Origin of the sequence: Ralstonia psammae (genome assembly GCF_958405935.1) — a bacterium.
GTDB classification, from domain to species: domain Bacteria; phylum Pseudomonadota; class Gammaproteobacteria; order Burkholderiales; family Burkholderiaceae; genus Ralstonia; species Ralstonia psammae.
This window is the reverse complement of sequence record NZ_CATZBU010000009.1, coordinates 1-22416: the sequence shown is the minus strand read 5'-3', so window position 1 is coordinate 22416 and position 22416 is coordinate 1. Positions and strand designations below refer to the sequence as shown.

At 64.7% G+C, this 22416-nt stretch carries 25 protein-coding genes; 13 read left to right on the top strand and 12 right to left on the bottom strand.

Features of this window, described 5'->3' with window-relative positions; translation table 11 throughout:
- The first annotated feature begins 88 nt into the window (after positions 1 to 88).
- A complete protein-coding gene (locus R2N16_RS17345; protein WP_316667018.1) occupies positions 89 to 982 on the top strand; it encodes a LysR family transcriptional regulator in 894 nt (297 codons plus the stop codon).
- 17 nt (positions 983 to 999) lie between these two features.
- Here R2N16_RS17345 and R2N16_RS17340 read toward each other — a convergent pair whose 3' ends face one another.
- The 7 genes from R2N16_RS17340 to R2N16_RS17310 all read right to left on the bottom strand — a co-directional run bounded on the left by R2N16_RS17340 (position 1000) and on the right by R2N16_RS17310 (position 6259).
- Positions 1000 to 1758, bottom strand: coding sequence for a 3-hydroxyacyl-CoA dehydrogenase (locus R2N16_RS17340; protein ID WP_316667017.1), 759 nt, complete (start codon positions 1756 to 1758; stop codon positions 1000 to 1002).
- Between the two features lie 146 nt (positions 1759 to 1904).
- Complete coding sequence (adk, locus tag R2N16_RS17335) at positions 1905 to 2573, bottom strand: adenylate kinase (RefSeq protein WP_316667016.1); 669 nt, start codon at positions 2571 to 2573, stop codon at positions 1905 to 1907.
- Between the two features lie 345 nt (positions 2574 to 2918).
- On the bottom strand, positions 2919 to 3725 hold the full coding sequence (gene kdsB / locus R2N16_RS17330; protein WP_316667015.1) for a 3-deoxy-manno-octulosonate cytidylyltransferase: 807 nt from the start codon (positions 3723 to 3725) through the stop codon (positions 2919 to 2921).
- Between the two features lie 16 nt (positions 3726 to 3741).
- Complete coding sequence (locus R2N16_RS17325) at positions 3742 to 3930, bottom strand: Trm112 family protein (RefSeq protein WP_004631803.1); 189 nt, start codon at positions 3928 to 3930, stop codon at positions 3742 to 3744.
- A 69-nt stretch (positions 3931 to 3999) separates the two neighbouring features.
- Positions 4000 to 5049 carry a tetraacyldisaccharide 4'-kinase gene (gene lpxK, locus R2N16_RS17320; protein WP_316667014.1) on the bottom strand — a complete coding sequence of 350 codons (1050 nt, stop codon included), beginning with the start codon at positions 5047 to 5049 and terminating at the stop codon, positions 4000 to 4002.
- Positions 5050 to 5181: 132 nt separating this feature from the next.
- Positions 5182 to 5610, bottom strand: coding sequence for an ExbD/TolR family protein (locus R2N16_RS17315; RefSeq protein WP_004631807.1), 429 nt, complete (start codon positions 5608 to 5610; stop codon positions 5182 to 5184).
- A 28-nt stretch (positions 5611 to 5638) separates the two neighbouring features.
- Positions 5639 to 6259 carry a MotA/TolQ/ExbB proton channel family protein gene (locus tag R2N16_RS17310; RefSeq protein WP_024542269.1) on the bottom strand — a complete coding sequence of 207 codons (621 nt, stop codon included), beginning with the start codon at positions 6257 to 6259 and terminating at the stop codon, positions 5639 to 5641.
- A 1069-nt stretch (positions 6260 to 7328) separates the two neighbouring features.
- Here R2N16_RS17310 and xseA point away from each other — a divergent pair.
- A complete protein-coding gene (xseA, locus tag R2N16_RS17305; RefSeq protein WP_316667011.1) occupies positions 7329 to 8732 on the top strand; it encodes an exodeoxyribonuclease VII large subunit in 1404 nt (467 codons plus the stop codon).
- A gap of 147 nt (positions 8733 to 8879) precedes the next feature.
- Positions 8880 to 9458: a superoxide dismutase [Fe] gene (sodB, locus tag R2N16_RS17300; RefSeq protein ID WP_009241368.1), complete on the top strand. Its 579-nt coding sequence runs from the start codon at positions 8880 to 8882 to the stop codon at positions 9456 to 9458.
- 52 nt (positions 9459 to 9510) lie between these two features.
- On the opposite strand, the gene R2N16_RS17295 is transcribed toward sodB, so the two are convergent.
- The 3 genes from R2N16_RS17295 to R2N16_RS17285 form a co-directional block, all read right to left on the bottom strand.
- Positions 9511 to 10230, bottom strand: coding sequence for a site-2 protease family protein (locus R2N16_RS17295; protein ID WP_316667009.1), 720 nt, complete (start codon positions 10228 to 10230; stop codon positions 9511 to 9513).
- A gap of 3 nt (positions 10231 to 10233) precedes the next feature.
- Positions 10234 to 11172, bottom strand: coding sequence for a DUF2167 domain-containing protein (locus tag R2N16_RS17290; protein ID WP_316667008.1), 939 nt, complete (start codon positions 11170 to 11172; stop codon positions 10234 to 10236).
- A gap of 145 nt (positions 11173 to 11317) precedes the next feature.
- On the bottom strand, positions 11318 to 11863 hold the full coding sequence (locus tag R2N16_RS17285) for an ester cyclase (protein WP_316667007.1): 546 nt from the start codon (positions 11861 to 11863) through the stop codon (positions 11318 to 11320).
- A gap of 253 nt (positions 11864 to 12116) precedes the next feature.
- Here R2N16_RS17285 and R2N16_RS17280 point away from each other — a divergent pair, with 253 nt between their 5' ends.
- From R2N16_RS17280 to R2N16_RS17250, 7 genes are all read left to right on the top strand, one after another.
- Positions 12117 to 12647 (top strand): hypothetical protein, encoded by a 531-nt coding sequence (locus R2N16_RS17280; protein WP_316667006.1) that lies wholly within the window; start codon positions 12117 to 12119, stop codon positions 12645 to 12647.
- A gap of 109 nt (positions 12648 to 12756) precedes the next feature.
- Positions 12757 to 13527 carry an IclR family transcriptional regulator gene (locus R2N16_RS17275; RefSeq protein ID WP_316667005.1) on the top strand — a complete coding sequence of 257 codons (771 nt, stop codon included), beginning with the start codon at positions 12757 to 12759 and terminating at the stop codon, positions 13525 to 13527.
- 54 nt (positions 13528 to 13581) lie between these two features.
- Positions 13582 to 14346 carry a glutamine ABC transporter substrate-binding protein gene (locus R2N16_RS17270; protein WP_316667004.1) on the top strand — a complete coding sequence of 255 codons (765 nt, stop codon included), beginning with the start codon at positions 13582 to 13584 and terminating at the stop codon, positions 14344 to 14346.
- 18 nt (positions 14347 to 14364) lie between these two features.
- Positions 14365 to 15033 carry an amino acid ABC transporter permease gene (locus R2N16_RS17265; protein ID WP_316667003.1) on the top strand — a complete coding sequence of 223 codons (669 nt, stop codon included), beginning with the start codon at positions 14365 to 14367 and terminating at the stop codon, positions 15031 to 15033.
- Complete coding sequence (locus R2N16_RS17260) at positions 15030 to 15833, top strand: amino acid ABC transporter ATP-binding protein (RefSeq protein ID WP_316667002.1); 804 nt, start codon at positions 15030 to 15032, stop codon at positions 15831 to 15833. The genes R2N16_RS17265 and R2N16_RS17260 overlap by 4 nt, the downstream gene beginning before the upstream one ends.
- Positions 15830 to 16777, top strand: a complete 948-nt coding sequence (hutG, locus tag R2N16_RS17255) for a formimidoylglutamase (protein WP_316667001.1) — start codon at positions 15830 to 15832, stop codon at positions 16775 to 16777. Before R2N16_RS17260 ends, hutG begins: the two co-directional genes overlap by 4 nt.
- Positions 16774 to 17352, top strand: coding sequence for a HutD/Ves family protein (locus tag R2N16_RS17250; protein WP_316667000.1), 579 nt, complete (start codon positions 16774 to 16776; stop codon positions 17350 to 17352). Before hutG ends, R2N16_RS17250 begins: the two co-directional genes overlap by 4 nt.
- A gap of 98 nt (positions 17353 to 17450) precedes the next feature.
- On the opposite strand, the gene R2N16_RS17245 is transcribed toward R2N16_RS17250, so the two are convergent.
- Positions 17451 to 17735: an HU family DNA-binding protein gene (locus tag R2N16_RS17245; protein ID WP_003272088.1), complete on the bottom strand. Its 285-nt coding sequence runs from the start codon at positions 17733 to 17735 to the stop codon at positions 17451 to 17453.
- A 311-nt stretch (positions 17736 to 18046) separates the two neighbouring features.
- Here R2N16_RS17245 and R2N16_RS17240 point away from each other — a divergent pair, with 311 nt between their 5' ends.
- Complete coding sequence (locus tag R2N16_RS17240) at positions 18047 to 18799, top strand: oxidoreductase (RefSeq protein ID WP_316666998.1); 753 nt, start codon at positions 18047 to 18049, stop codon at positions 18797 to 18799.
- Between the two features lie 49 nt (positions 18800 to 18848).
- Here the strand turns inward: R2N16_RS17240 and R2N16_RS17235 are convergent, their stop codons facing one another.
- Positions 18849 to 20180: an MFS transporter gene (locus R2N16_RS17235; RefSeq protein ID WP_316666997.1), complete on the bottom strand. Its 1332-nt coding sequence runs from the start codon at positions 20178 to 20180 to the stop codon at positions 18849 to 18851.
- Positions 20181 to 20359: 179 nt separating this feature from the next.
- Between R2N16_RS17235 and R2N16_RS17230 the strand changes: the two genes are divergently transcribed.
- Together R2N16_RS17230 and R2N16_RS17225 are read left to right on the top strand one after the other, a co-directional pair.
- Positions 20360 to 20704 (top strand): hypothetical protein, encoded by a 345-nt coding sequence (locus R2N16_RS17230; RefSeq protein WP_316666996.1) that lies wholly within the window; start codon positions 20360 to 20362, stop codon positions 20702 to 20704.
- Between the two features lie 166 nt (positions 20705 to 20870).
- The gene (locus R2N16_RS17225) at positions 20871 to 22271 is read left to right on the top strand and encodes a GntP family permease (RefSeq protein WP_316666995.1); all 1401 of its coding nucleotides are present in this window, start codon (positions 20871 to 20873) and stop codon (positions 22269 to 22271) included.
- The last annotated feature ends 145 nt before the right edge of the window (positions 22272 to 22416 follow it).

Genomic DNA, 22416 nt, shown 5'->3' with positions numbered 1-22416 from the left:
CGGGTTGGATGGCGGGATAGGCGCTATTGCACAACATCCCCATCTAGAATACAAATGCATTGATCGAATCAATTCATACGTAGTCAGCATGAATGTGACCTTGCGCCAGTTGCGCGTCTTCCTCGCCGTGGCACGTGCGCACAGCTTCAGCCGCGCGGGCGATACCATCGGCCTGACACAGCCGGCCGTCAGCCGCTCGATCTCGGAGCTGGAAGGCGAGTTGGGCTTGAAGTTGCTCGATCGCACCACCCGCGAAGTCGTGCTGACAGAAGTGGGCCGCTCGCTGGCGACCGCGCTCGATCGCCTCGTCGCGGACCTCGACGACACGCTGCAACAGGCGCGCCAGGTGGGCGAGCAACGGCGGGGGCGCGTGGTGGTGGCGTCCAGCCCAACCGTGTCGACACGCCTGATGCCGGTATATGTGGCGGAGTGTGCGGTGCGCTATCCGGACATCCGCATGATCGTGCGCGACTCCGTGCAGGTCGACACGCTGCAATTGATCCGCACGGGCGGAGCGGATTTCGGTGTGGTGGTGGAGCCGCTCGATACCGAAGGTCTATGGACCGAGCCGCTGCTGATCGATCCATTCTGCCTGGTCTGTCGCAAGGATCACCCGTTCGCGCAGCGCAGCAGCGTGCGCTGGAAAGATCTGCACCGCACAGCGGTCGTCCTGCTTGACCATGCTTCGGGCAGCCGCCCGCTCATCGACCGCATCTTCTTGCGCCACGGCGTTCACCCTGACGTCGCACAGGAGATGGGCCATAGCAGCGCTGTCTTCGGCATGGTGGAGGCGGGCATCGGTGCGGGCGTGGTGCCGTCGCTGTCGTTGCCGCTGCCGTCGTCGTCGCCATTGGTGGCGGTGCCGCTGTCACCCAAGGAGACGCGCGCCATTGTGCTGGCGCGCCGGCATGACCGGTCGCTCTCGCCGGCGGCCGAGGCGGCGTGGCAGATGATTCGCCGGATGGCGCTGCCTGCCGCCTGACGACCTGAGCGCCGCGCTTATTTCGGCTGCATGCGGATGGCGCCATCCAGGCGGATGGTTTCGCCATTGAGCATCGGGTTCTCGACGATCGCGCGCGCGAGCTGCGCATACTCCGCCGGCTTACCGAGGCGCGGCGGGAACGGCACCATCTTGCCCAGCGCGTCCTGCACTTCGGCCGGCATGCCGAGCAGCATCGGCGTCTCGAAAATGCCCGGGGCGATCGTCATCACACGGATACCGTCGCGCGACAGGTCGCGTGCAACCGCCAGCGTCATCGCCACCACGCCGCCCTTGGATGCCGCATAGGCTGCCTGGCCGATCTGGCCGTCAAACGCCGCGACCGATGCCGTGTTGATGATCACACCGCGCTCGCCGCCGGCGTTGGGCGTATTGGCGGCCATCGCCGTCGCCGCCAGGCGGATCATGTTGAACGTGCCGATCAGATTGATGTTGATCACACGTGCGAACTGGTCCAGTGGATGCGGCCCCGTCTTGCCCACCGTGCGCGAAGCCGTGGCGATACCCGCGCAGTTCACCAGCCCGCGCAGCGTGCCCAGCGACGTGGCAGCGTCCACCACCGCTTGCCCGTCCGCTTCCGACGCTACGTCGCAGCGTACGAATCGGCCGCCCAGCTCCTGCGCCAGCGCGGTGCCCGCAGCCTCGTTCAGGTCTGCAATCACCACCTTGCCGCCGGCTTCCGCCAACATGCGTGCCGTGCCCGCGCCGAGTCCCGACGCGCCGCCGGTGACGATGAATACCTGATCGCGAATCTCCATGCCGTGTCTCCTCGTTTGTGGTTTGCGAGTTACTTGACGTTTACGTCAACGTCATATGGTAGCGCGAAGCAGCCGACGACCGCGCAAAAAAAACGGCGCCTCGATCATGAGGCGCCGTTTTTCTTGGCGGGTAGTGCGGGGTGCGCTTAGTCCTGCAGCGCACCGAACACGCGGGCCGTGATTTCGTCCACATTGCCCACGCCGCTGATCTTGCGGTACTTCGGCGGCGTAACCTTGGCCGCGCCGTTGCCGTTGGCGGCCCATTGCGAGTAGTAGTCCACCAGCGGACGCGTCTGGTTCTCATACACGTCCAGGCGCTTGCGCACGGTTTCTTCCTTGTCGTCGTCGCGCTGGATCAGCGGTTCGCCGGTTTCGTCGTCCACGCCTGCAGTCTTGGGCGGGTTGTACTTGACGTGGTACGTGCGGCCCGATGCCACGTGCACGCGGCGGCCGCTCATGCGCTCGATGATGGCGTCGAACGGCACGTCGATTTCCAGCACGTAGTCGATTGCCACGGCGGCGTCTTTCATGGCTTCCGCTTGCGGAATGGTGCGCGGGAAGCCGTCGAACAGGTACCCGTTCTTGCAGTCAGGCTGCTGCAGGCGGTCTTTCACGAGGCCGATGATGATGTCGTCCGACACCAGGCCACCGGCATCCATCACCTTCTTCGCTTCGATACCCAGCGGGGTACCGGCCTTGACGGCCGCGCGCAGCATGTCGCCGGTGGAGATCTGCGGAATGCCGAACTTTTCGCAGATGAATTTGGCTTGCGTACCTTTGCCGGCGCCGGGCGCGCCCAACAGAATCAACCGCATGTGACGAGTTCCTCAAGTTTTCGAATCCTGTCGCGCTGTCAGGCCGTATGAAGCGCGTTGGGAATCGGTCCGAGAGGGCGGATTCCCAATACGCCTGGTGATCAAGCCATGGCGATGCAATCGACGCAAACAGGCAGCCTAGCGGGCGAAGTTGACGCCAGCCTTACCGGACTCTGGGGAATCAGGCGTCCGCCGGACGGCGGCACCCATGGCTCGATTTGTCTCCCTGTCGCCGCTGCGGCGCCTGCGTGGGCGCCGTCATGCGGCTTGTCGTCCTCGCGATTATGCCATGGCGGGGCCGGGGTTTTAGCAGCCACGCGCGCAAAGTTCAGAGAAATCGCGGGTTCAGGGGCCGTCCTGGGCCAGGAGTTCGGCCCAGGCAGCGCGCACCCGGGCCAGGTCTTCCGGGGTGTCGACGCCGGCGGCGGGGGCGTCATCGGTGGTCAGTACAGCAATGCGTTCACCGTGCCACATGGCGCGCAACTGCTCCAACTGCTCGGTTTGCTCGATGGGGGCGGCGGCCAGTTGCGGGAAGCGGCGCAGGAAACCGGCGCGGTACGCGTAGATGCCGATATGGCGCAGCACGGGCATGGCCGGCAACGGGCGCTCCGCAACGGACCGCGCCATGACGGCGGGCGTCCAGGTGTCGCGCGCCCAGGGCAGCGGTGCGCGCGAGAACAGCAGTGCGCGCTCAGCAGCGTCCAGCACGACCTTGACGACGTTCGGGTTGAACACGTCGGCCGGATCGTGGATCGGGTGGGCTGCGGTGGCGATGGCGCAATCGGGGTGGTCGCGCAGGTGCGCGGCCACGTTGTCGATCAGCGTGGGGGCGATCAGCGGTTCGTCGCCTTGCACGTTGACGACGATGGCGTCATCGGGCAAGCCCAGCACGGTCGCCACTTCGGCCAGACGGTCGGTGCCGGAAGCGTGGTCGGCGCGCGTGAGCACGGCTTCCACGTGATGCTGCATGCAGGCGTCGGCGACCGAAACCGCATCGGTGGCGACCACCACGCGTGCGGCGGACGACTGATGTGCGCGTTCAGCGACGCGCACCACCATTGGCTTGCCGTCGATGTCCGCCAGCGGTTTGTTGGGCAGCCGCGTGGACGCCAGCCGCGCGGGAATGACAGCGATGAACGGCGCGTGCGACATGGCGGCGACCTCGGTATCAGGCCGGATCGACCGGCGTGCCTTCCACGGTCTGGCGCGCTTCGTCGGCCAGCATGACCGGGATGCCGTCGCGGATCGGATAGGCCAGCTTGTCGACGTGACAGATCAGTTCGTTATTGGCGCGGTCGTGTTGCAGCGTGCCCTTGCACAGCGGGCAGACGAGGATTTCCAGCAGGCGATTGTCCATGGCGGTAGAGGCTCCGTGGCGGCCGCTCAAGGGGTAGGGCGGCGCGCCGGTACAGCGGATAGGGTGGCGTTATTGTGCGCTTGCCTTGAGCGTTGCGCGATCGGCCAGGGCGCGCACGCGCTGGCAGACCTGTTCGACCAGCGCCGGGTCGACCACCGGTGTGGTCGGCACCACCCAGATGCGCGGGTCGTCGAGATGGCCGCATTTTACGGCATCCTTTTCGGTGATCAGGATGACCTCGGCGTGGCTGTCGGTAAAGGGGGTGTCGGCGAAATCGTAGTGATCGGGCAGGGGCAGCGTGCTCGGCTTGAGGCCCACGGTGCGCAGCGAAGCGAAGAATCGCTCGGGATTGCCGATGCCGGCCGCGGCCAGCAATCGTCCGCCTTCGATGCGCGCGAACTGGGCCAGCGGGCGACGCAGCGCCGGGTCGGCCAGGTTGTAAGCGTCCTGCAGCTCGAGGTGCATGCCGAACACGTTGGGGCGGTCGGGCGTGGCGCGATAGTTCGGGTCGTTGATGAGCGTGGCGTCACGGTGGCGCGCCATCGGCTCGCGTAACGGGCCGGCGGGCAGCAGGAAGCCGTTGCCACCCATGCGCGTGTCGAACACGATGATTTCGATATCGCGGCGCAGGCGATAGTGCTGTAGGCCGTCGTCGCAGACGATCACGTTGCAGCCTGGGTGCGAGGCCAGCAGCGTCTGCGCGCACAGCACGCGGTCGGGGAAGACCCACACCGGCAGATCGGTGGCGCGGGCGATCAGCAGCGGTTCATCGCCGACGTCTTCTGCGCGGGAGTGTTCGCGCACAGGGCGGGGATGCTTCAGTTGCGCACCGTAGCCGCGCGAGACGATGCCCGGTCGCAGCCCGGCGTCAGCCAGCGCCGACGCCAGCGCAATGACGGCGGGCGTCTTGCCGGCCCCCCCCACGGTGACGTTGCCGATCACCACCACCGGCATCGGCAGCCGCACCGAACGCAGCACGCCGAGGCGGAACAGCAGCCGGCGCAGGGCGCTCACCCCACCAAACAGCCACGACAGCGGCCACATCACCCACGCGAACCAGCCGCGTTGCTGCCATTGGCGGGTGACGAAGCTGGCGAGGCGGTGCTGGGCGACGGGCATGCGGGGTGATTGTGGTTTAGAGACCGTTGAAAAATGAAGCGAGGCGATTCTGACGGTTCAGCCCCGACGCAGACAGTACACAAGGTATGACAAGGCGGGGCGGGGCCGTCAGAAACATTTTTCCGCGGTCTCTTAGCGGGCGTTGCCGGTTTGCGTGGCGAAGGTCAGGTGCGAGAGACCGGCCACACGCGCGGCTTCCATGACATTCACCACTGCCTGATGCGCAGCTTGCGCATCGGCATTGACGATGACGATGGGCTCGGGGCCGCCGGCCTTGCCTGCGGCATTGCGTAGCGCATCGGCCAGGCTGGTCACATCGCGGGTGTCGAGCACTTGCTTGTCGACAGAGTAGACGCCGTTGGCTGTGACGGACACGACGATCTGGCCCGGGCGCTCGGTGGCTTTTTCAGCCTCGGCGGTTGGCAGGTTGACCTTCAGTTCGGTATAGCGGGAATACGTGGTCGTGATCATCAGGAAGATGAGGATCACGAGCAGCACGTCGATCAGCGGGATCAGGTTGATCTCCGGCTCTTCGCGGGCACGGCGCGGGCGGAAGCGCATGGCTGTTTCCAGTAGGGCGTTGCCCGGATCAGCCGCGCCGCGGCGGCAGGATCGCGTCGAGGTACGTGGTGGAGAGATGCTCCAGTTCCACCACGTAGTTATCGACCACGCCACGGAAGTAGCGCCAGAAGATCAGTGTCGGGATGGCCACCACCAGGCCCAGCGCGGTGTTGTACAGCGCGACCGAGATGCCGTGCGCCAGCGCCTGCGGGTTCGTGCCCGCGGCGGTCTGGCTGCCGAAGATCTCGATCATGCCGACCACCGTGCCGAACAGGCCCATCAGCGGGGCCACCGAGGCAATCGTGCCGAGCGCGTTCAGATAGCGCTCCAGGCGGTGGGCAACGTTCTGGCCGGCTTCTTCCACCACTTCCTTGGCGGCGTCGCGCGTGGTGTTCGGATGCAGCACCACGTGGCGCAGCGCGGCGGCCAGCAGGCGGCCCAGCGGCGAGCCCTGTTCCAGCGTGTTCACCACTTCCGGTGTGGCACGGCGCTGATGCGCGACGGCCAGCGCCTCGTCATACACCTTGGGCGGAATGATCTTCTTGTGTTGCAGGGCGACGAAGCGTTCGATGATGAGCGCGAGTGCGAGCACCGAGGCGATCAACAGCGGCCAGATCGGCCAGCCGGCGGCTTGAATGATGGAAAACACTGGACAACCCGTTTTGTCGTTGTGGAAGGAGTGTGATTCTGGTTTGTTGCTCGTGCCGTCCGCGTCCCCGAACGCTGTCCGTTGCGGCAAAAACAGGCAGCACTCTAGCGCGTCGGACCTGCCTCGGCAACACGATGGAGCAGCATCGCGACATGCGCAGACGATGGTCAACGCGCTGTCATGAAAGATGCTGGCCGCACAATCCACAGCCACGCGGGACAGTCTTGTGGACGGGTTGTGGACATTGCCCGAACAAGCAAACTAAGTGCTTGATGCGAAAGGGAGTTCGGTGCCGTGCTTAAAAAATATGCAAGCGGCATTCCAGTGGCCAATCCGGGAACAAAAGCCTCCGGACCGCGCAAACCGGCGGGTAATCCACACTGTGGCGGGACAGTCTTGTGGATGGGTTGTGGACATTGCCTCAACAAGCACACTAAGTGCTTGATCCAAAAGGAAGTCCGATGGCGCGCTTAAAAATGAGGCAACCGGGGTTTTGGCGTGCATCCGGAGGGAAATGGGGGCGCGCCTTGAAAGACCGCGAGGAAATCCACACCGATACGGGACAGTCTTGTGGACGGGTTGTGGACATTGCCCGGACAAGCACCTTAAGTGACTGATTTAAAAGGGTGTTCGGCGCTATGCTTAAAAGTTGTGCAGCGGGGTTTCCCAAGAAAAGATGGGGCTGCCCGCCTCGAACGTGTGAGAATCGACGCCGGATTTATCCACTGCCCAGGCGTCACACCCCGGTTTTCCAGCGCTGCTGTGGATAACTTTGTGAACATCCTTGGGGCGCCCGCGCTAAATGCTTGACGCAGAACGAAATTACTTGCGCTGCTGAAATTTTGACATGGGCGGATTTATCATAAAAATCAACGGGTTGCGTCAAAATGCAGAGAGCGCGTCACCTGCCCTCTGTCAAGCTTGACAAGCACGTTATGCTGTGGACAGGTCGCCCGCTCAGCGTGAACTGCCTCCCCTATTCAAGGTAGAAGTTGCCCCCCGGTCTCATCGTTTTGCGCTCCTCGCACCACTTATGACCCCTCCGCCGTCTTCCCGTCGACCGTTCTGGATGGATGCCCCTGCACCCGCATCCACACCCGAGATGTCGGCCGCACCCGCCGCTGCCTCTGCACCGACTCGGGGCTCGCAGGACGTGCTGACCGTCAGCGACGTCAATCGCCGCATTGCCGGGCTGCTCGAACGCAACTTCCCGCTGGGCTGGGTGCGCGGCGAGATTTCGAACTTCACGCGAGCGGCCAGCGGTCATTGGTATTTCTCGCTCAAGGACGCGGGCGCGCAGATCCGCTGCGTGATGTTCAAGGGACGCAACCAGTACGCCGATTTCACCCCGCGCGAAGGCGAGGCCGTCGAGGTGCGTGCGCTGGTCACGCTGTACGAAGCGCGCGGCGAACTGCAATTGAGCGTCGAGGCCATCCGCCGGGCCGGCCTGGGAAATCTGTACGAGGCTTTCCTGCGGCTGAAAGCCGCGCTGGATGCGCAAGGCTTGTTTGACGCCGACCGCAAACGGCCCCTGCCGCGGCACCCGCGCGCGATTGGCGTGGTGACGTCGCTGCAGGCTGCGGCCTTGCGCGACGTGCTGACCACACTGCGCCGGCGCGCGCCGCATGTGCCGGTGGTGGTCTATCCGGTGCCCGTGCAGGGTGCCGGTGCGTCAGAACGCATCGCCGCCATGCTGGGACAGGTCAATGCCCGGGCAGAGGTCGACGTTGTCATCCTGTGCCGCGGCGGCGGCAGCATTGAAGACCTGTGGGCCTTCAACGAAGAGCCCGTTGCGCGTGCGGTGGCCGCATCGGACATTCCCATCGTGGCCGGTGTCGGACACGAGACGGATGTGACCATCGTCGACTTTGTGGCCGACGTGCGGGCGCCCACGCCCACGGCGGCGGCCGAACTCGTCAGCCCCGACCGTGCCCGCATGCTGCGCGACGTGGGTCGCGACTGGGATGCGCTCTCCGCGCAGTTCCGCCGCCAGTTGGACCGCCGTGCCCAGACCGTCGATTGGCTCGCGCGCCGCCTGCGTAGCCCGCAGGCGCAGATGCGCGAACGCCGCACGCAGCTCGCCCACCTGGAGGGCCGCCTGCGCTTTGCCCTGACCGGCCGCGTGCAGCGTGCGGAACACGTGCAGCGTCTATTGGCGATGCGCCTGACCGCGGCCCGCCCCGACGCCACGCGAGAGCGCACCCGTCTGCAGCAAGCCGAAGCGACACTGGCACGTGTCATGCGTGAGACGCTGGCTCGCACCCACGAGCGCCTGGCACGTCAGCACACCGGCCTGGAGCTGCTCGCGCCGCAGCGCACGCTGGAGCGCGGTTACGCGGTGCTGCTCGATGCCAAGGGCCACGCCATCCGCGATCCGAAGGCACTGCATGCCCGGGCACGCATCGAGGCTCGCTTGGCGCAGGGCACGGCCGACATCGAAATCGCCCGGGTGCAACCCAAGCTCGAACTGTGACCGGCGCATGACCTTATAGCGGCAACGATTGCGATTCCGCACGCGTTTAGCGGGTATTCCGACTATTTGGCACGCGGTTTGCGCCGGTTTTGCAAGTCTCCTACAATCGTCGCTCCCAACCTGTACAACCCACAGAAGGCAAGAACAATGGAACACACGCTCCCCCCGCTGCCGTACGCCCAAGACGCTCTGGCGCCGCACATCTCCAAGGAAACGCTGGAGTTCCACTACGGCAAGCACCACCAGACCTACGTCACGAACCTGAACAACCTGATCAAGGGCACCGAGTTCGAGAACCTGAGCCTCGAAGACATCGTCAAGAAGTCCTCGGGCGGTGTGTTCAACAACGCCGCGCAGGTGTGGAACCACACGTTCTACTGGAACGGCCTGAAGCCGCAAGGCGGCGGCGCCCCGACCGGCGCGCTGGCTGACGCCATCAATGCCAAGTGGGGCAGCTTCGACAAGTTCAAGGAAGAGTTCACCAAGACGGCCATCGGCACCTTCGGTTCGGGCTGGGCCTGGCTGGTGAAGAAGGCCGACGGCTCGCTGGACCTGGTCTCGACCTCCAATGCCGCCACGCCGCTGACGACCGACGCGAAGCCGCTGCTGACCTGCGACGTGTGGGAACACGCCTACTACATCGACTACCGCAACGCCCGTCCGAAGTACGTCGAGGCGTTCTGGAACCTGGTCAACTGGGACTTCGTTGCCAAGAACTTCGCCTAAGGCGAATCGCTCCGGCGACCCAGAAAAAACCTCCGCACAAGCGGAGGTTTTTTTATGCGCGCACGCTGCCCAGCATGTCGTGCAGCTCGTGGCTCATCATCGCCAGGAACACGACCAGGCCGATGTAGTACACCGTGTAGGTCAGGCGCGATTCGTTGGAGATGCTGTAATAGGCGCGGTTTTCCGGCGCGTGCGGGTCGTAGCGCCAGGCCTTCATCAACTGCGGCACGGCCAGCACCGCAATCAAGATCAGGATCGGACTCGGCCGCCAGATGAATAGCGCCACCAGCACCGGCACGCCCAGAAACCAGATGCGCGGCGACAGCACCGCCGTAATGCGTCCGCCGTCAAACGGTGAGAGCGGGATCAGGTTGAACAGGTTGAGGAAGCAGCCGGCGTAGGCCAGCGCCAGCAGCAACTGGCTGTCGGTGTAGCGCGCGAGCCCGTAGCAGAGCATGGCGCCCACCGTGCCGGCCACTGGGCCTGCCAGGCCGATATGGGCTTCCGTTTCAACGTCCATCGGCTGTTCTTTCAGGTCGATCCAGGCGCCCACGAACGGGATGAAGGTGGGCGCTCCCACCGCCAGCCCGCGTTGGCGTGCCGCCATGAAGTGGCCCATCTCGTGGATGAACAGCAGCACCACGAAGCCCACGGCATAACGCCAGCCGAACACGAAGGCGTACGCGACCACCGACAGCAGCATCGTGCCGCCGGTGGTCAGCAGCTTGCCGAACTTCAGCCCTGAGAACAGCAGGATCAGCAGCTTGGCCACGGCTTATGCGCTTGGCTTGCGCTTGAAGAACTTGGCGATGGCCGCGCCAAAACCCGCCACAGCCAGGATCGCCACCTTGGCAAACTTGGCCAGGAACGCGGCCATCACGGCAAACAGGCCCAGCTTCTTGGCGGCGATGCCGCCGACCAGCGCGGCCAGGCCGTATTCGGCCACCTTGTCGGTCTTCGAGTTGAAATCGGTGTAACGCTTGCCATCTTTGAAATCGAGATCGGCGAGCAGCTTTTGCACGGCGGGTTTGTCCGCGTCGACATGGTCGCGGCCGGTGATCAGGTTCAGGCTGATGTAACCATCGCGGCCCAGAGCGTAGGTGTTGTAGTTGACCGCGCCCGGATCGTCGGCCGGCTGGCCCTTGGAGCGCGCTGCCATCGACCAGATCAGGCGGTGCGTGGCGGCGTCATAGTGCGGGCGCTCGACCCAGCCCTGGATCTCAAGTGCCGGGATGCCGCGCTTCTCACGCTCTTCGTTGGCGGCGGCGGTGCCTTCCTTGAGCGATTTGTACAGGTCATCGACGTTCCAGTCGCGGGCGTCGTCGTCCTTGATGTAGCCCGAGGCCTCGTACTTGGCGACGACCATCCATTCGTCATCGTCGCTGGTGGGCATGATCAGGCCGAGCATGTCGGGATTGTTGCTGTTGCCCATGGCGTGCATGAGCTGCCCGGCGGCCGGCTGCGGAATGAAGACCTGGTCCTTGCCGATCTTGAGTGCGGCCTGGTCACGCAGTTCGATCGACGTGGGGCCGACCTTCGCAGCGGCCTTGGCGGCGGCCCAGGCCTGCTTCATTTCCTGTTGCCGATCGCTGGCCTGTTGCGCGTGGGCTGCCGTAGCGCCCATCACGCCCATCACGCCCGTCACGCCCAGCACTGCCATGCAGGCGAGCGCGCCCGCCCAGGCGCGCAGTGCGCCCTGAAGCCCCTTTCCCATGTGCTTCTCCCGAAGATTTTTTTGTGTGTTGATTGACTCGATTCTTCTGATGCTTTGGCAGCCGCCAAGCGGTCTGCAAGCTGGGGCGAAGCATAGCGGGAGCAGGGAGTTGGGCTGTTAATGGGCGTTAACGAAGCCGTGAGGATTACGGTTGAAGACCCATCTGCCGCAGCAACGTCTGGTTGTCTTCCAGGTGCCAGTTTTCGGCGATCTTGCCGTCGGCGATCCGATACAGGTCGAAGGCCTGGAAGTCGATCGGTTGGTTCTGCCCATGCGTGCGGCCGAACTCGCCGGTGAAGTGTCCGCGAAACCGCAAATGAACCGAGACGCGGTCGCCGGCAACGACCATGTCTTCAATCTCCACGCGCATGTCGGGCACCGCCGTGCGGAACGCCTTGGATGCATCGAGTGGGCCTTGTGTGCCCTGCACGCGCCCCGCGGGCAATGTGCGGTCGACAAACGCGGGCGACAGCGCTTCCGTGGCATAGCGCGCGTCGCCGGTATGCCAGAAGGTGGCGTAGCGGCGTGCGGCGAGCACGGCAGCTGCAGCCTGGGGCGAGTCCGGTGCGGCGATGTGGTCGGCGCGGATGAGATCCGCATCGGACGTGGCGGCAGCGGCAGCGGGGGCGATTGCAACGGCAGCTGGCAGCGTCAGCACGGCGGCGGCAAACAAGGCGGGGCGGATAAACATGGTGGACTCCGTTGGGTGGCAATGTGCTGCACTGTAGATTTCCAACCGCACACGATAAAGGGCTTGTGAGTCGATCTGGTTTCAATCCAGGTTTGATGATCGCTTGCCATGCCGGTCGCCCGCACGAACGCAATGCTGCGCACGTGATAGTCGGTATCGCGCGCCCCACAGCGTTCAAATGGTCCGCGCTGCGCCGGGTTTTTCTAGACTGGCCCTCCATCGAACAGACACACGGAAAACAAGGGAGGGGACGATGGATCTGAGCCATATCCTGTCGCGCACGGAGCGCGGCACGCAGGAGTTGCACACGCGCAGCGGACACGTCACGCATCGGCAGCGGGCGATCCTGCTGCTGGTCAATGGCGAGCGCTGCGCGGCGGAAATCCTCGCGCAGTTGAGCAGTGCCGGCCCCGATATCGACGACCGCGCCGAAGACCTCGCGCGCCTGATTGCCGACGGCTATGTCGCAAGCCGCGCGCCAATCAAGGCAGCGCCCAGGCCCAAGGCGGTGCCTCCGCCGGCGCCTGCCGCGCCTTTTGCACCGCGCCACGTGCGGCAGGCCTCGATTGCCGACTGGCGCCTGAGCCAGGCGGGCGCGTTCTCGGCCCTGCAGCGCTATCTGGCCGAAGGTCCGGAAGCGCCCATCGACTTTCTCAACGGCCTGGCCGCGCCGCTGTATGCCGCGCTGACGACGTGCCGCAGCGAGGCATCCGCCCACGCCGTCGTCACGTTCCTGGAAGCGCGCTTGGACGAGGAAGCCTGGAATGTGACCGACGGGTCCTAGGTGTAAATACTGAATTCGCGATCCATTCTCGTTGAGTGGGAATATCGCGTTGATGTATTGGGAAAATCGTCGCATTCTCCGTCGCAACATCACTCGACGGAGTTTCGCGATGACCGAGCCCGGCTTGGCACCTTTGCCAGCACAATCCGGTGCCGCGACCAGCGGTTCGGACCGCGTGCTGATGGTGCTCGCCACCATCGCGCGCCACGGCCGCCCGGTGGCAGCGCGCGAGCTGGTCGAACTGACCGGCCTGCCGCAGAGCACGCTGTACCGTCAGGTGGCGATGCTCAAGCGCTGGGGGTTCGTCCTCGAATCGGCCGGCACCTATGCCCCCGGCCCAATCAGCCTGCAGCTCGCACTCGGTTTCGACCACGCTTCGCACCTCGTGCAGGAAGCTCGCATCGGCATGGCCAAGCTGGTGGCCGAGTCGGGTGAATCGGTCGGGCTGGTCGTAGCCGTCAAGGACCAGGCCGTCTGCCTGGAGATGGTTGAGAGCCAGCAGTCGCTGCGCTGCTCGTTCGAGAAGGGGCGCGGGGTGCCGCTGCTGGCCGGTGCCTCTGCCAAATCGTTGCTCGCGTTCATGCCGCCTGCTGCCGCGCGCGCCATCCTCGCCGACCTGCTGGCCATCGATGCCGACAGCCAGGCGCAACTGCAAGCCGAACTCACCGACATTCGTGCCGCGGGCTATGCGCTGTCCGAGGGCGAGGTCGACCCCGGCGTCTGGGGCGTGAGCGTGCCGGTGTTCCGGCTACCGGGCCACGCGCTCGGCTCCATCACGTTGATGGCGCCTGCAACGCGCGTGCGCGGCAAGGAGCAACGCCTGATCGACATGACCGTTGCAGCGGCCGCATCCATTTCTGCGCGGCTGCAGGACATCTGAATTTTTTTTCGCTTCTTTTTCTCACCCCACATGCACCACACAAGGAGACCACTCATGGGGAATCGTCGTCACTTCATGCATTCGATGCTGGCTTGTGCCGTGGCGTTGTCCGCTGCGGCGTCCTTCGCAACCGCTGCGCACGCTGCCGGCGAGCCGCTGCGCGTGGCGACCGACGCCACGTTCGCGCCGATGGAGTTTGTCGAAAACGGCAAGCGCACCGGCTTTGACGTGGACCTGATCGAAGCGCTGGCCCGCACCATGGGCCGTCCGGTCGAGTGGACCGACATCGACTTCAAGGGCCTTGTGCCGGGTCTGATCTCGCGCCGCTTCGACGTGGCCATCTCGGGCATCTACATCACGGAAGAGCGCAAGAAGGTGGTGGACTTCACGGTGCCGTACTACCACGGCGGCCTGGTCGCGATGGTCAAGCAAGGCAACACGGCCATCAAGACGCCGGCTGACCTGAACGGCAAGAAGGTGAGCGTGCAGGTGGGCACCAAGTCGGTCAACTACCTGCGCGAGAACTACCCGAAGGTCGAGCGCGTGGAAGTCGAGAAGAACAACGAGATGTTCAACCTCGTCGAGATCGGCCGCGCCGATGCCGCTGTCACGGGCCGCCCCGCTGCCGCGTACTACGTGAAGGCGCGTCCGGGCCTGCGCCTGGTTGAGCCGGCGCTGACCACCGAGGAATACGGCATCGCTGTGCGCCGCGACCAGCCGGAGCTGACCAAGGCATTGAACGCTGCATTGGAGAAGATCAAGGCCGACGGCACGTACGACCAGATCGTCAAGAAGTGGTTTGGCGCCGCTGCCAAGTAACAATCGACGGACACGCTGATGGAACTGGATTTCTCTCCCGTCTGGGCCGGCTGGCACGACATCCTGCGGGGTGCGCTCGTCACCGTTGAGGTGACGGCCGCCGCGCTGGTGCTCGGCTGCGTGCTGGGCTTGCTGATCGGCATCGGGCGGTTGAACCCGCGCCGCCGATTCGTCTACGGCATCTGCACGGTGTACGTGACGTTCATTCGTGGCACGCCGCTGCTGGTGCAGCTCTTCCTGCTGTTCTTCGGGCTGCCGCAGTTCGACATCCTGCTGCCGGCTTTCGTGTGCGGCGTGCTGGGGCTGGGCGTGTATTCGGGTGCCTATGTGTCGGAAATCGTGCGTGGTGCGATCCAGTCGGTGGATCGCGGGCAGATGGAGGCGGCACGCTCGATCGGCATGTCGTCGGCGCAGTCCATGCGCGCGATCATCCTGCCGCAGGCCGTGGTGCGGATGATTCCGCCGCTGGGCAACGAGTTCATCGCGCTGATCAAGAACTCGGCGCTCGTGTCGCTGCTCACGATCCATGACCTGATGCACGAAGGGCAGAAGATCATCAGCGTGTCGTATCGCTCGCTGGAGGTGTATCTGGCGATTGCGCTGGTGTACCTGGTGCTGACCAGCGCCGCCAGCTATCTGCTGCATCGGCTTGAGCGCAACATCCGTGCGGGAGGCATGGTGCAATGAGCATGACAAATGCGGCTCACCCGCAAACGCTTAAATCCGCGCTGGATGTCCCCATGATCCAGATTCGCGGCCTGACCAAATCGTATGGCGATCACACCGTGCTCAAGGGCATCGACTTCGAAGTCGATGCCTCGCAGGTGCTGGTCGTCATCGGCCCCAGCGGCTCGGGCAAGAGCACGTTCCTGCGCTGCTGCAACGGGCTCGAAACGGCCGAAGGCGGCACCATCGACATCTGCGGCAAGCGCCTCATCGACAACGGCAAGCTGCTGCCCGAGGGCGAGTTGAACCAACTGCGGCAGCAGGTCGGCATGGTGTTCCAGTCGTTCAACCTGTTCCCGCATCTTTCGGTGCTGCACAACGTCACTGTTGGCCCGCGCATGCTGCGTGGCCAGTCGAAGCACGAAGCTGAAGCGCAAGCGCGCGAACTGCTGCAGAAAGTGGGCCTGGCACACAAGGCCGACGCGATGCCCGCAAGCCTCTCCGGCGGCCAGAAGCAGCGTGTGGCCATTGCCCGTGCGTTGGCGATGCGGCCCAAGGTGATGCTGTTCGACGAGCCGACGTCTGCGCTTGACCCCGAACTCGTCGGTGAAGTGCTTCAAGTGATGAAGCTGCTCGCCAAGGAAGGCATGACGATGTTGGTCGTGACGCACGAGATGGGTTTCGCACGCGAAGTGGCCGACGTGGTGGTGGTGATGGACGGCGGCGGCATCGTCGAAGCCGGGCCGCCGTCGGTCATCTTTGGCGAGCCCAAGGAAGCGCGCACGCGTTCGTTCCTGCAAGCGGTGCTGACACGCGCATGAGGACGACGTTTGATGCCTCCATCTGGCAGGGGCGTGACGACACAGGCGAACGCGGTGACGTGACGCGCCTGTTCCGGGTCGCGCAGTCGGCCGATGCAGCCACGTTGTCCGGCGTGCCTGCGCTGCTGGGTTTTGCGTGCGATGCAGGCGTGGTGCGCAACCACGGCCGCGCCGGTGCCGCACAGGGGCCCCGCGAAATACGCCGTGCGCTGGCCAACGTGCCTGCGCATGGCCTGTCGGTGCTTGCCGACGCGGGGGATGTCACGTGTGACGACGGCGATCTGGAAGGCGCGCAAGCTGCACTCGGCGAAACCGTGTGCGAACTGCTCGATGCCGGCGCGCGTCCGCTCGTGCTCGGCGGCGGCCACGAGGTGGCGTTCGGCACCTATCAGGGCCTGCGTCAGCATTGGCAGAAACACGGTTGGTGCGGACGGTTGGCGGTCGTCAATTTCGATGCGCATTTCGACCTGCGCACGAGCCGCCCTGGCAACTCCGGCACGCCGTTTGACCAGATCGCCGAAGACTGCGCCGCACACGGCATCGACCTCACGTATTGCTGCCTGGGTGTGAGCCGCCTGTCGAACACGCCCGCGCTGTTCGACCGTGCCGAGGCACTGCACGCACACTACGTGGAAGACACCGACCTGCAGGAGCGCCACCTCGATGCGCGCATGGCCGATCTGGACGCGTGGCTGGCCGATGCCGATCACGTCTACCTGACCATCGACATGGATGTGCTGGCCGCCGCGGTGGCACCGGGCGTGTCCGCGCCCGCGGCCTACGGCATCACGCTGCCGGTGCTCGAAGCCCTGGTGCAGCACGTCTGCGCGACGGGCAAGGTGCGCGTGGCGGACATCGCCGAGACCAACCCCGAATACGACCAGGACCGTCGCACCGTGCGCGTGGCGGCGCGTCTGGCGTATCACTTGTTGCGCCGTTCATGAAGCTGATTCCTGCAGATGCAATGCGCCGCATGCCGTGGAAGAACGGCGGCGGTGTCACGACCGAAATCGCCATCGCACCGGCCGGTGCCACCCTGGACACTTTCGACTGGCGCGTGAGCACCGCGCAGGTGGATGCGGCAGGGCCGTTCTCGCGCTTTGTCGGCATGGATCGTTCGCTGGCGGTGATTGCGGGCGGCCGGCTGACAATGCATCGCGCCGACGCCGACGCCGTGATGCTCGCGCCCGGTGAAGCGCCCGTGCGCTTTCCCGGTGAAGCGCAGGTGCATGCCACGCTCGATGCGCCGCTGTCGGATTTCAACGTGATGACGCGGCGCGACGCCTGGGCGCATCACGCCGAGGCGATTGCCCTGGCAGCCGGCGAGCGCCGCTCTCTGCCGCGCGTGCATCCGGGCATGCAATGGCTGGTCTATTGCGTACACGGCGCGCTGTCGATCGGTGCCGACGATGTACCGCAGGGGGCTGCCGTATGGCTCGATGCAGAGGGTGATCCGGACATGCTTGTCGCGCGCGTCGGTTCGGTCGGTTATCTGGTGGGATTGTGGCCGGTCGCCTGACGTTGCGGCAGGTCAAACGCACCAAAAGAAAAGGGACCCCGTAGGGTCCCTTGCAAGTCTCCCGGTCCGGCACGCATGCCGGGCTCGGCAGAAGACTCTTACTTCTTCTTGTTCACAGCGTCCTTGAAGCCCTTGCCAGCCGTGAACTTCACGGTCTTGGTTGCCGGGATCTTGATGGCTTCGCCGGTGCGCGGGTTGCGGCCGGTGCGTGCTGCACGCTTGCCCGACGAGAACGAACCGAAGCCAACCAGCGTGATGGTGCCGCCCTTGGCGACGGTCTTCTTGATGTTTTCCAGCGCGGAGTTCAGCGCGCGCTCTGCGGCGGCGTTGCTCAGTTCAGCGTCTTTGGCAATGGCGGCTACGAGTTCGGATTTGGTCGTCATGTCAGTTCCCCACTTCAGGTTTGTTGGACAGCGTTGTACTGCGACCCGTTTTATATCACCGTTGCGAAGGGTTGCACATCCCCTAACTGCAAGGGTTTGCGGGCCGTTGCTTGCAGCCGACACTTGTCCCGTCTAGGTTTGCGGGCGGGTATCCGGGAAACACCTGATATCGACGGGGTTTGTTTGCATTTCCGCCAGCGTTCTTCACGCCGGAAACGCACCGAAAGCGCGCAGGCGGCACTGCAGCAAACCGGTTCGCCAGACGCCGTACACTGTGTTTTTGGGCCCGTGCAATCTTCATGGAGAACATCATGTCGAGTTCGCAAATGCCTATCGGACAAGGTTTTGCGGCCGTCGGCGAAGCGCCGGAGCAACCGCGCGGACCGGCCGTTCTGGTGGCCGGCGCCAACGGCTTGGTGGGCTGCGCGGTGGTGCGTCGTCTCGTCGCGCAGCCCTGGGCGGGCAGTGTCACGGCGCTTGTACGCCGGCGCGGGGCCTTGACAGCAGGGCAGGCGGCGCCCGGTCGATTGCGCGAATGCGTGGTCAATTTCGATCGCCTGGATGCGCCCGAAACCCAGTCAGCGTTTGCCGCCGATATCGTCATCTGCGCGCTTGGCACGACGATCCGGCAGGCGGGTTCCCAGGCGGCATTCCGGCGGGTGGATGTCGAGTATCCGGCTGAACTGGCGCGGTGCGCGTTTGCTGCCGGTGCGCATCATTTTCTGCTGGTGAGTGCGTTGGGCGCCGATACGCGTTCGCGTGTTTTCTACAACCGCTGCAAGGGCGAGGTGGAGGCCGAAATCCTGTCGGTCGGCTTTCCATCGGTGACGGTGGTTCGGCCTTCGTTGCTGCTCGGCAGGCGCGCAGAATTTCGGCTCGGTGAACGCATTGCGCAAGACCTGTCGCGCGCAATCGGATGGTTGGTACCCAAGACGTGGCGACCGGTCTCGGCGGAATCGGTGGCGGCGGCGCTCGTCACGGCAGCGCGGGTGGATGCGCCGGGTGTGCGGGTGCTGGAAAACGCAGCGTTGCTGGCCGCAAGAGACGAACGGCCGGTGGGGTGAACCACCGGCCGTGTTTCGCTCTTGTTTCGGCGGGGCCTAATTCGAGCGATTACTTTTCGATCGGCTTGCCCGTGCGGTCATGCATGAGCGACAGCGCAAACACGCTGATGATCGCAGCGACCATCACGTAGTACGACGGTGCCAGCTTGCTGCCGGAGCTGGCAATCAACCACGTCACGATCAGCGGGGCAAAACCACCGAAGATCGTGACCGCCAGGTTGTACGAAATCGACAGGCCGGTGGAGCGCACCGCCGTCGGAAACTGCTCGGCCAGCACGGCCGGCGCCGGGCCCGTGAACGCCGCCAGCAACACACCCAGGATCACCTGCACCTGCAGCAGCGTCTGCACCGTCGGGCTCACATTGAGCCAGTGGAAAAGCGGATAGGCTGCAGCTGCGATGACGAGCGCCACCGTGCCCAGCATGCGCTTGCGGCCGATGCGGTCGGACAGCGCGCCCATGAGCGGGCACAGCACGAAGATGATCGCACCGCAAAGCGCCGTCGACTGGAACGTCGCGCCCAGCGGCAGACCAAGCTGCTGCTTGGCATACGTCGGCATGTAGAACACCAGCGTGTAGGTGCAGACCGTCCAGAGGATGGTCACGCCCAGACCGCCGAGCACTTCGCGCGGATGATCGCGCAGCACTTGCGACAGCGGTGCCAGACGCGGCTCCTTCGCGGCCTTCGCCTTCTGCGCTTCGAACGCGGGCGGCTCGTGCAGGTGCGAGCGGATGTACATGCCGACCGGCCCGATCAACAGACCGAACAGGAACGGAATGCGCCAGCCCCACGCATCGATCTGCTCGGGCGACAGGCTATTCGTGACGATTGCACCCATGGCAGCACCCAGAATGAACGAGATGCCCTGGCTCGCCTGCTGCCAGCTTGCGAAGTAGCCGCGCTTCTCGTCCGGCGAATACTCGATCAGGAACGCCGTGGCGCCACCGACTTCACCGCCGGCTGAGAAGCCCTGGATGAGCCGGGCGATCACGATGAGGATGGGCGCACCGATACCGATTTGCGAGTACGTCGGTGCGAGGCCGATGATGGCCGTGCCGATCGCCATCAGCATGATGGTGAGCGTGAGTGCAGCCTTGCGGCCAACGCGGTCGGCGTAGATGCCGAGCACGACGGCGCCAACGGGTCGCATGAAGAACCCCACGCCAAACGTGGCGACCGTCAGCATGAACGAGGTGAAGTCGTTGCCGGTGGGGAAGAACAGCTTGGCGATGATGACGGCGAAGAAGCTGTAGACCGTAAAGTCGAACCATTCGAGGCCGTTGCCGATGGTGGCGGCGATGATGGCCTTGCGTCGGGTGGCTGCAGTGATGGCGGGTGCCGGTGCCCGATCGCCGTGGGTGGGCGCTGCCGTGGCTTGCATGGATGTTTCCTCCAGTGTTTATGGGCATCGCCTGCCTCGATCTCTCCCCAGCACGGGCGGCGAAGCGGTCATGGTAAGTGATCCGGCAGCGATTCGCTGCGGCGGTATACGAAGTCCTTGGAATTGAACCCGCCAAACACTGTCGAACGCATATGCACATGCATCCAACGGAGCACATCATGAACCGGACATCGCAACCTGGCCGTCGTGTTGCCGCCATCCTGCCGGGCGCGGTGGCCGCGTGCGCGGTCGTCCTGCTCGGCGGCTGCGTGGTCGCACCGTACTACGACGCCTACGGCAACCCGATCGCCCCCGCAGCCGTGGCGCCCGCCCCTGTGGCAGCGTATCCGGCCTATCCGTACGATCCCTATTACTACTATGGGCCGGCCTATTACCCGGCGCCCGTCTTCGGCAGTGTGTGGATTGGCGGGGGCGGCTGCTGGGGCTGCCATCGCGGCTGGGGCGGCCGCGGGTGGGGTGGTCGCGGCTGGGGTCATGGAGGCGGCTGGGGGCATCGTCACTGAATCGTCATCGTCATCGTCATCGCCGACGTGACGAAGATGCCCATCCAGCGCGGCTGAACGCCAGTTCCGCCGCCAGTTCAATACGCGTGATTGCGTAACGGAATCTGTTGCATCGCGACATACAATCCTTCGCTCTTAAAAAGAAAAGCATGCGAGGAGATTGTCGATGTCCGTCATCATCGTGCTGGCTGCGCTGGCATTCCTGATGTTCGCCGCGTATCGCGGCTACAGCGTCATCCTGTTTGCGCCGCTGGCCGCCCTGGGCGCGGTGCTGCTGACCGATCCATCGGCCGTGGCGCCGGTGTTCTCGGGCATCTTCATGGAGAAGATGGTCGGCTTCGTCAAACTGTATTTCCCGGTGTTCCTGCTCGGTGCTGTCTTCGGCAAGGTGATCGAGCTGTCGGGCTTCTCGCGCGCGATCGTCGCGTCGGTCATCCGCGTGGTGGGGGCCAAGCGGGCGATGCTTTCCATCGTGCTGGTGTGCGCGCTGCTGACTTACGGCGGCGTGTCGCTGTTTGTGGTGGTGTTTGCGGTGTACCCGTTTGCCGCGGAGATGTTCCGTCAGGGCAATATCCCCAAGCGTCTGATCCCGGGCACGATCGCGCTGGGCGCGTTCTCGTTCACGATGGATTCGCTGCCGGGCACGCCGCAGATCCAGAACATCATCCCGACCACGTTCTTCCACACCACCTCGTGGGCCGCGCCGTGGCTCGGCACCATTGGTGCGCTGTTCATCATCGTGGTGGGCATGTCGTACCTGGAATGGCGTCGCCGCGTAGCGCTGCGCAATGGCCACGGCTACGACCACGGGCTGACCAGGCTGGTAAACGAGCCTGAAACGGCCGAGACCGGCACGCTCGCGCATCCGCTCGTCGCGCTGTCGCCGCTGGTGCTGGTGGGCGTGATGAACCTGCTGTTCACGCGCTGGATTCCGACGTGGTACGGCAAGGTCGTCACCGTGGCGTTGCCGGGCCTGCCCAAGCCGCTGACGGTCGAAGCCGACAAGCTGACCGCGATCTGGGCCGTGGAAGCCGCGCTGTTGATCGGCATCGTCGTGGTGCTCGCGTTTGGCTTCCGTGCAGTAAAGGGCCGCTTTGCCGAAGGCAGCAAGGCGGCAGTGTCGGGCGCGCTGCTGGCCGCGATGAACACGGCTTCGGAATACGGCTTCGGTGGCGTGATTGCCGCGCTGCCGGGTTTCCTGGTGCTGGCCGATGGCCTGCGCGCGATTCCGAATCCGCTCGTCAACGAAGCAGTAACGGTGAGCACGCTTGCGGGTATCACCGGTTCCGCATCGGGCGGCATGAGCATTGCACTGGCGGCCATGGCCGATCAGTTCGTGCAGGCCGCGCAGGCGACGGGCATTCCGATGGAGGTGCTGCACCGCGTGGCGTCGATGGCGTCGGGCGGCATGGACACGCTGCCGCACAATGGCGCAGTGATCACGCTGCTGGCCGTCACAGGCCTGACGCACCGAGAGGCGTATCGTGATGTGTTCTGCGTGACCATCGTCAAGACGCTGGCTGTGTTCTTCGTGATTGCCGTGTTCTACGCCACTGGCATCGTCTGACACAGAGATCGCCGCAATGAAAAAAAGCCGACGCGCAAACGTCGGCTTTTTTTCGGTTCTTCGAAGAATTCCGTGGGCCGAATCTCCACATTCCGTATGCTGGCGCCGACAAGGGCAAGTGTTCGGAGGCGGAATGCTGGATCGC

Excerpts from the sequence above, each read along its gene's own strand:
- R2N16_RS17345 (WP_316667018.1), top strand. The coding sequence starts at position 89 with ATGAATGTGACCTTGCGCCAGTTGCGCGTCTTCCTCGCCGTGGCACGT.
- R2N16_RS17340 (WP_316667017.1), bottom strand. The coding sequence starts at position 1,758 with ATGGAGATTCGCGATCAGGTATTCATCGTCACCGGCGGCGCGTCGGGA.
- adk (WP_316667016.1), bottom strand. The coding sequence starts at position 2,573 with ATGCGGTTGATTCTGTTGGGCGCGCCCGGCGCCGGCAAAGGTACGCAA.
- kdsB (WP_316667015.1), bottom strand. The coding sequence starts at position 3,725 with ATGTCGCACGCGCCGTTCATCGCTGTCATTCCCGCGCGGCTGGCGTCC.
- R2N16_RS17325 (WP_004631803.1), bottom strand. The coding sequence starts at position 3,930 with ATGGACAATCGCCTGCTGGAAATCCTCGTCTGCCCGCTGTGCAAGGGC.
- lpxK (WP_316667014.1), bottom strand. The coding sequence starts at position 5,049 with ATGCCCGTCGCCCAGCACCGCCTCGCCAGCTTCGTCACCCGCCAATGG.
- R2N16_RS17315 (WP_004631807.1), bottom strand. The coding sequence starts at position 5,610 with ATGCGCTTCCGCCCGCGCCGTGCCCGCGAAGAGCCGGAGATCAACCTG.
- xseA (WP_316667011.1), top strand. The coding sequence starts at position 7,329 with ATGGATGCCCCTGCACCCGCATCCACACCCGAGATGTCGGCCGCACCC.
- sodB (WP_009241368.1), top strand. The coding sequence starts at position 8,880 with ATGGAACACACGCTCCCCCCGCTGCCGTACGCCCAAGACGCTCTGGCG.
- R2N16_RS17290 (WP_316667008.1), bottom strand. The coding sequence starts at position 11,172 with ATGGGAAAGGGGCTTCAGGGCGCACTGCGCGCCTGGGCGGGCGCGCTC.
- R2N16_RS17285 (WP_316667007.1), bottom strand. The coding sequence starts at position 11,863 with ATGTTTATCCGCCCCGCCTTGTTTGCCGCCGCCGTGCTGACGCTGCCA.
- R2N16_RS17280 (WP_316667006.1), top strand. The coding sequence starts at position 12,117 with ATGGATCTGAGCCATATCCTGTCGCGCACGGAGCGCGGCACGCAGGAG.
- R2N16_RS17275 (WP_316667005.1), top strand. The coding sequence starts at position 12,757 with ATGACCGAGCCCGGCTTGGCACCTTTGCCAGCACAATCCGGTGCCGCG.
- R2N16_RS17270 (WP_316667004.1), top strand. The coding sequence starts at position 13,582 with ATGGGGAATCGTCGTCACTTCATGCATTCGATGCTGGCTTGTGCCGTG.
- R2N16_RS17265 (WP_316667003.1), top strand. The coding sequence starts at position 14,365 with ATGGAACTGGATTTCTCTCCCGTCTGGGCCGGCTGGCACGACATCCTG.
- R2N16_RS17260 (WP_316667002.1), top strand. The coding sequence starts at position 15,030 with ATGAGCATGACAAATGCGGCTCACCCGCAAACGCTTAAATCCGCGCTG.
- hutG (WP_316667001.1), top strand. The coding sequence starts at position 15,830 with ATGAGGACGACGTTTGATGCCTCCATCTGGCAGGGGCGTGACGACACA.
- R2N16_RS17250 (WP_316667000.1), top strand. The coding sequence starts at position 16,774 with ATGAAGCTGATTCCTGCAGATGCAATGCGCCGCATGCCGTGGAAGAAC.
- R2N16_RS17245 (WP_003272088.1), bottom strand. The coding sequence starts at position 17,735 with ATGACGACCAAATCCGAACTCGTAGCCGCCATTGCCAAAGACGCTGAA.
- R2N16_RS17240 (WP_316666998.1), top strand. The coding sequence starts at position 18,047 with ATGTCGAGTTCGCAAATGCCTATCGGACAAGGTTTTGCGGCCGTCGGC.
- R2N16_RS17235 (WP_316666997.1), bottom strand. The coding sequence starts at position 20,180 with ATGCAAGCCACGGCAGCGCCCACCCACGGCGATCGGGCACCGGCACCC.
- R2N16_RS17230 (WP_316666996.1), top strand. The coding sequence starts at position 20,360 with ATGAACCGGACATCGCAACCTGGCCGTCGTGTTGCCGCCATCCTGCCG.
- R2N16_RS17225 (WP_316666995.1), top strand. The coding sequence starts at position 20,871 with ATGTCCGTCATCATCGTGCTGGCTGCGCTGGCATTCCTGATGTTCGCC.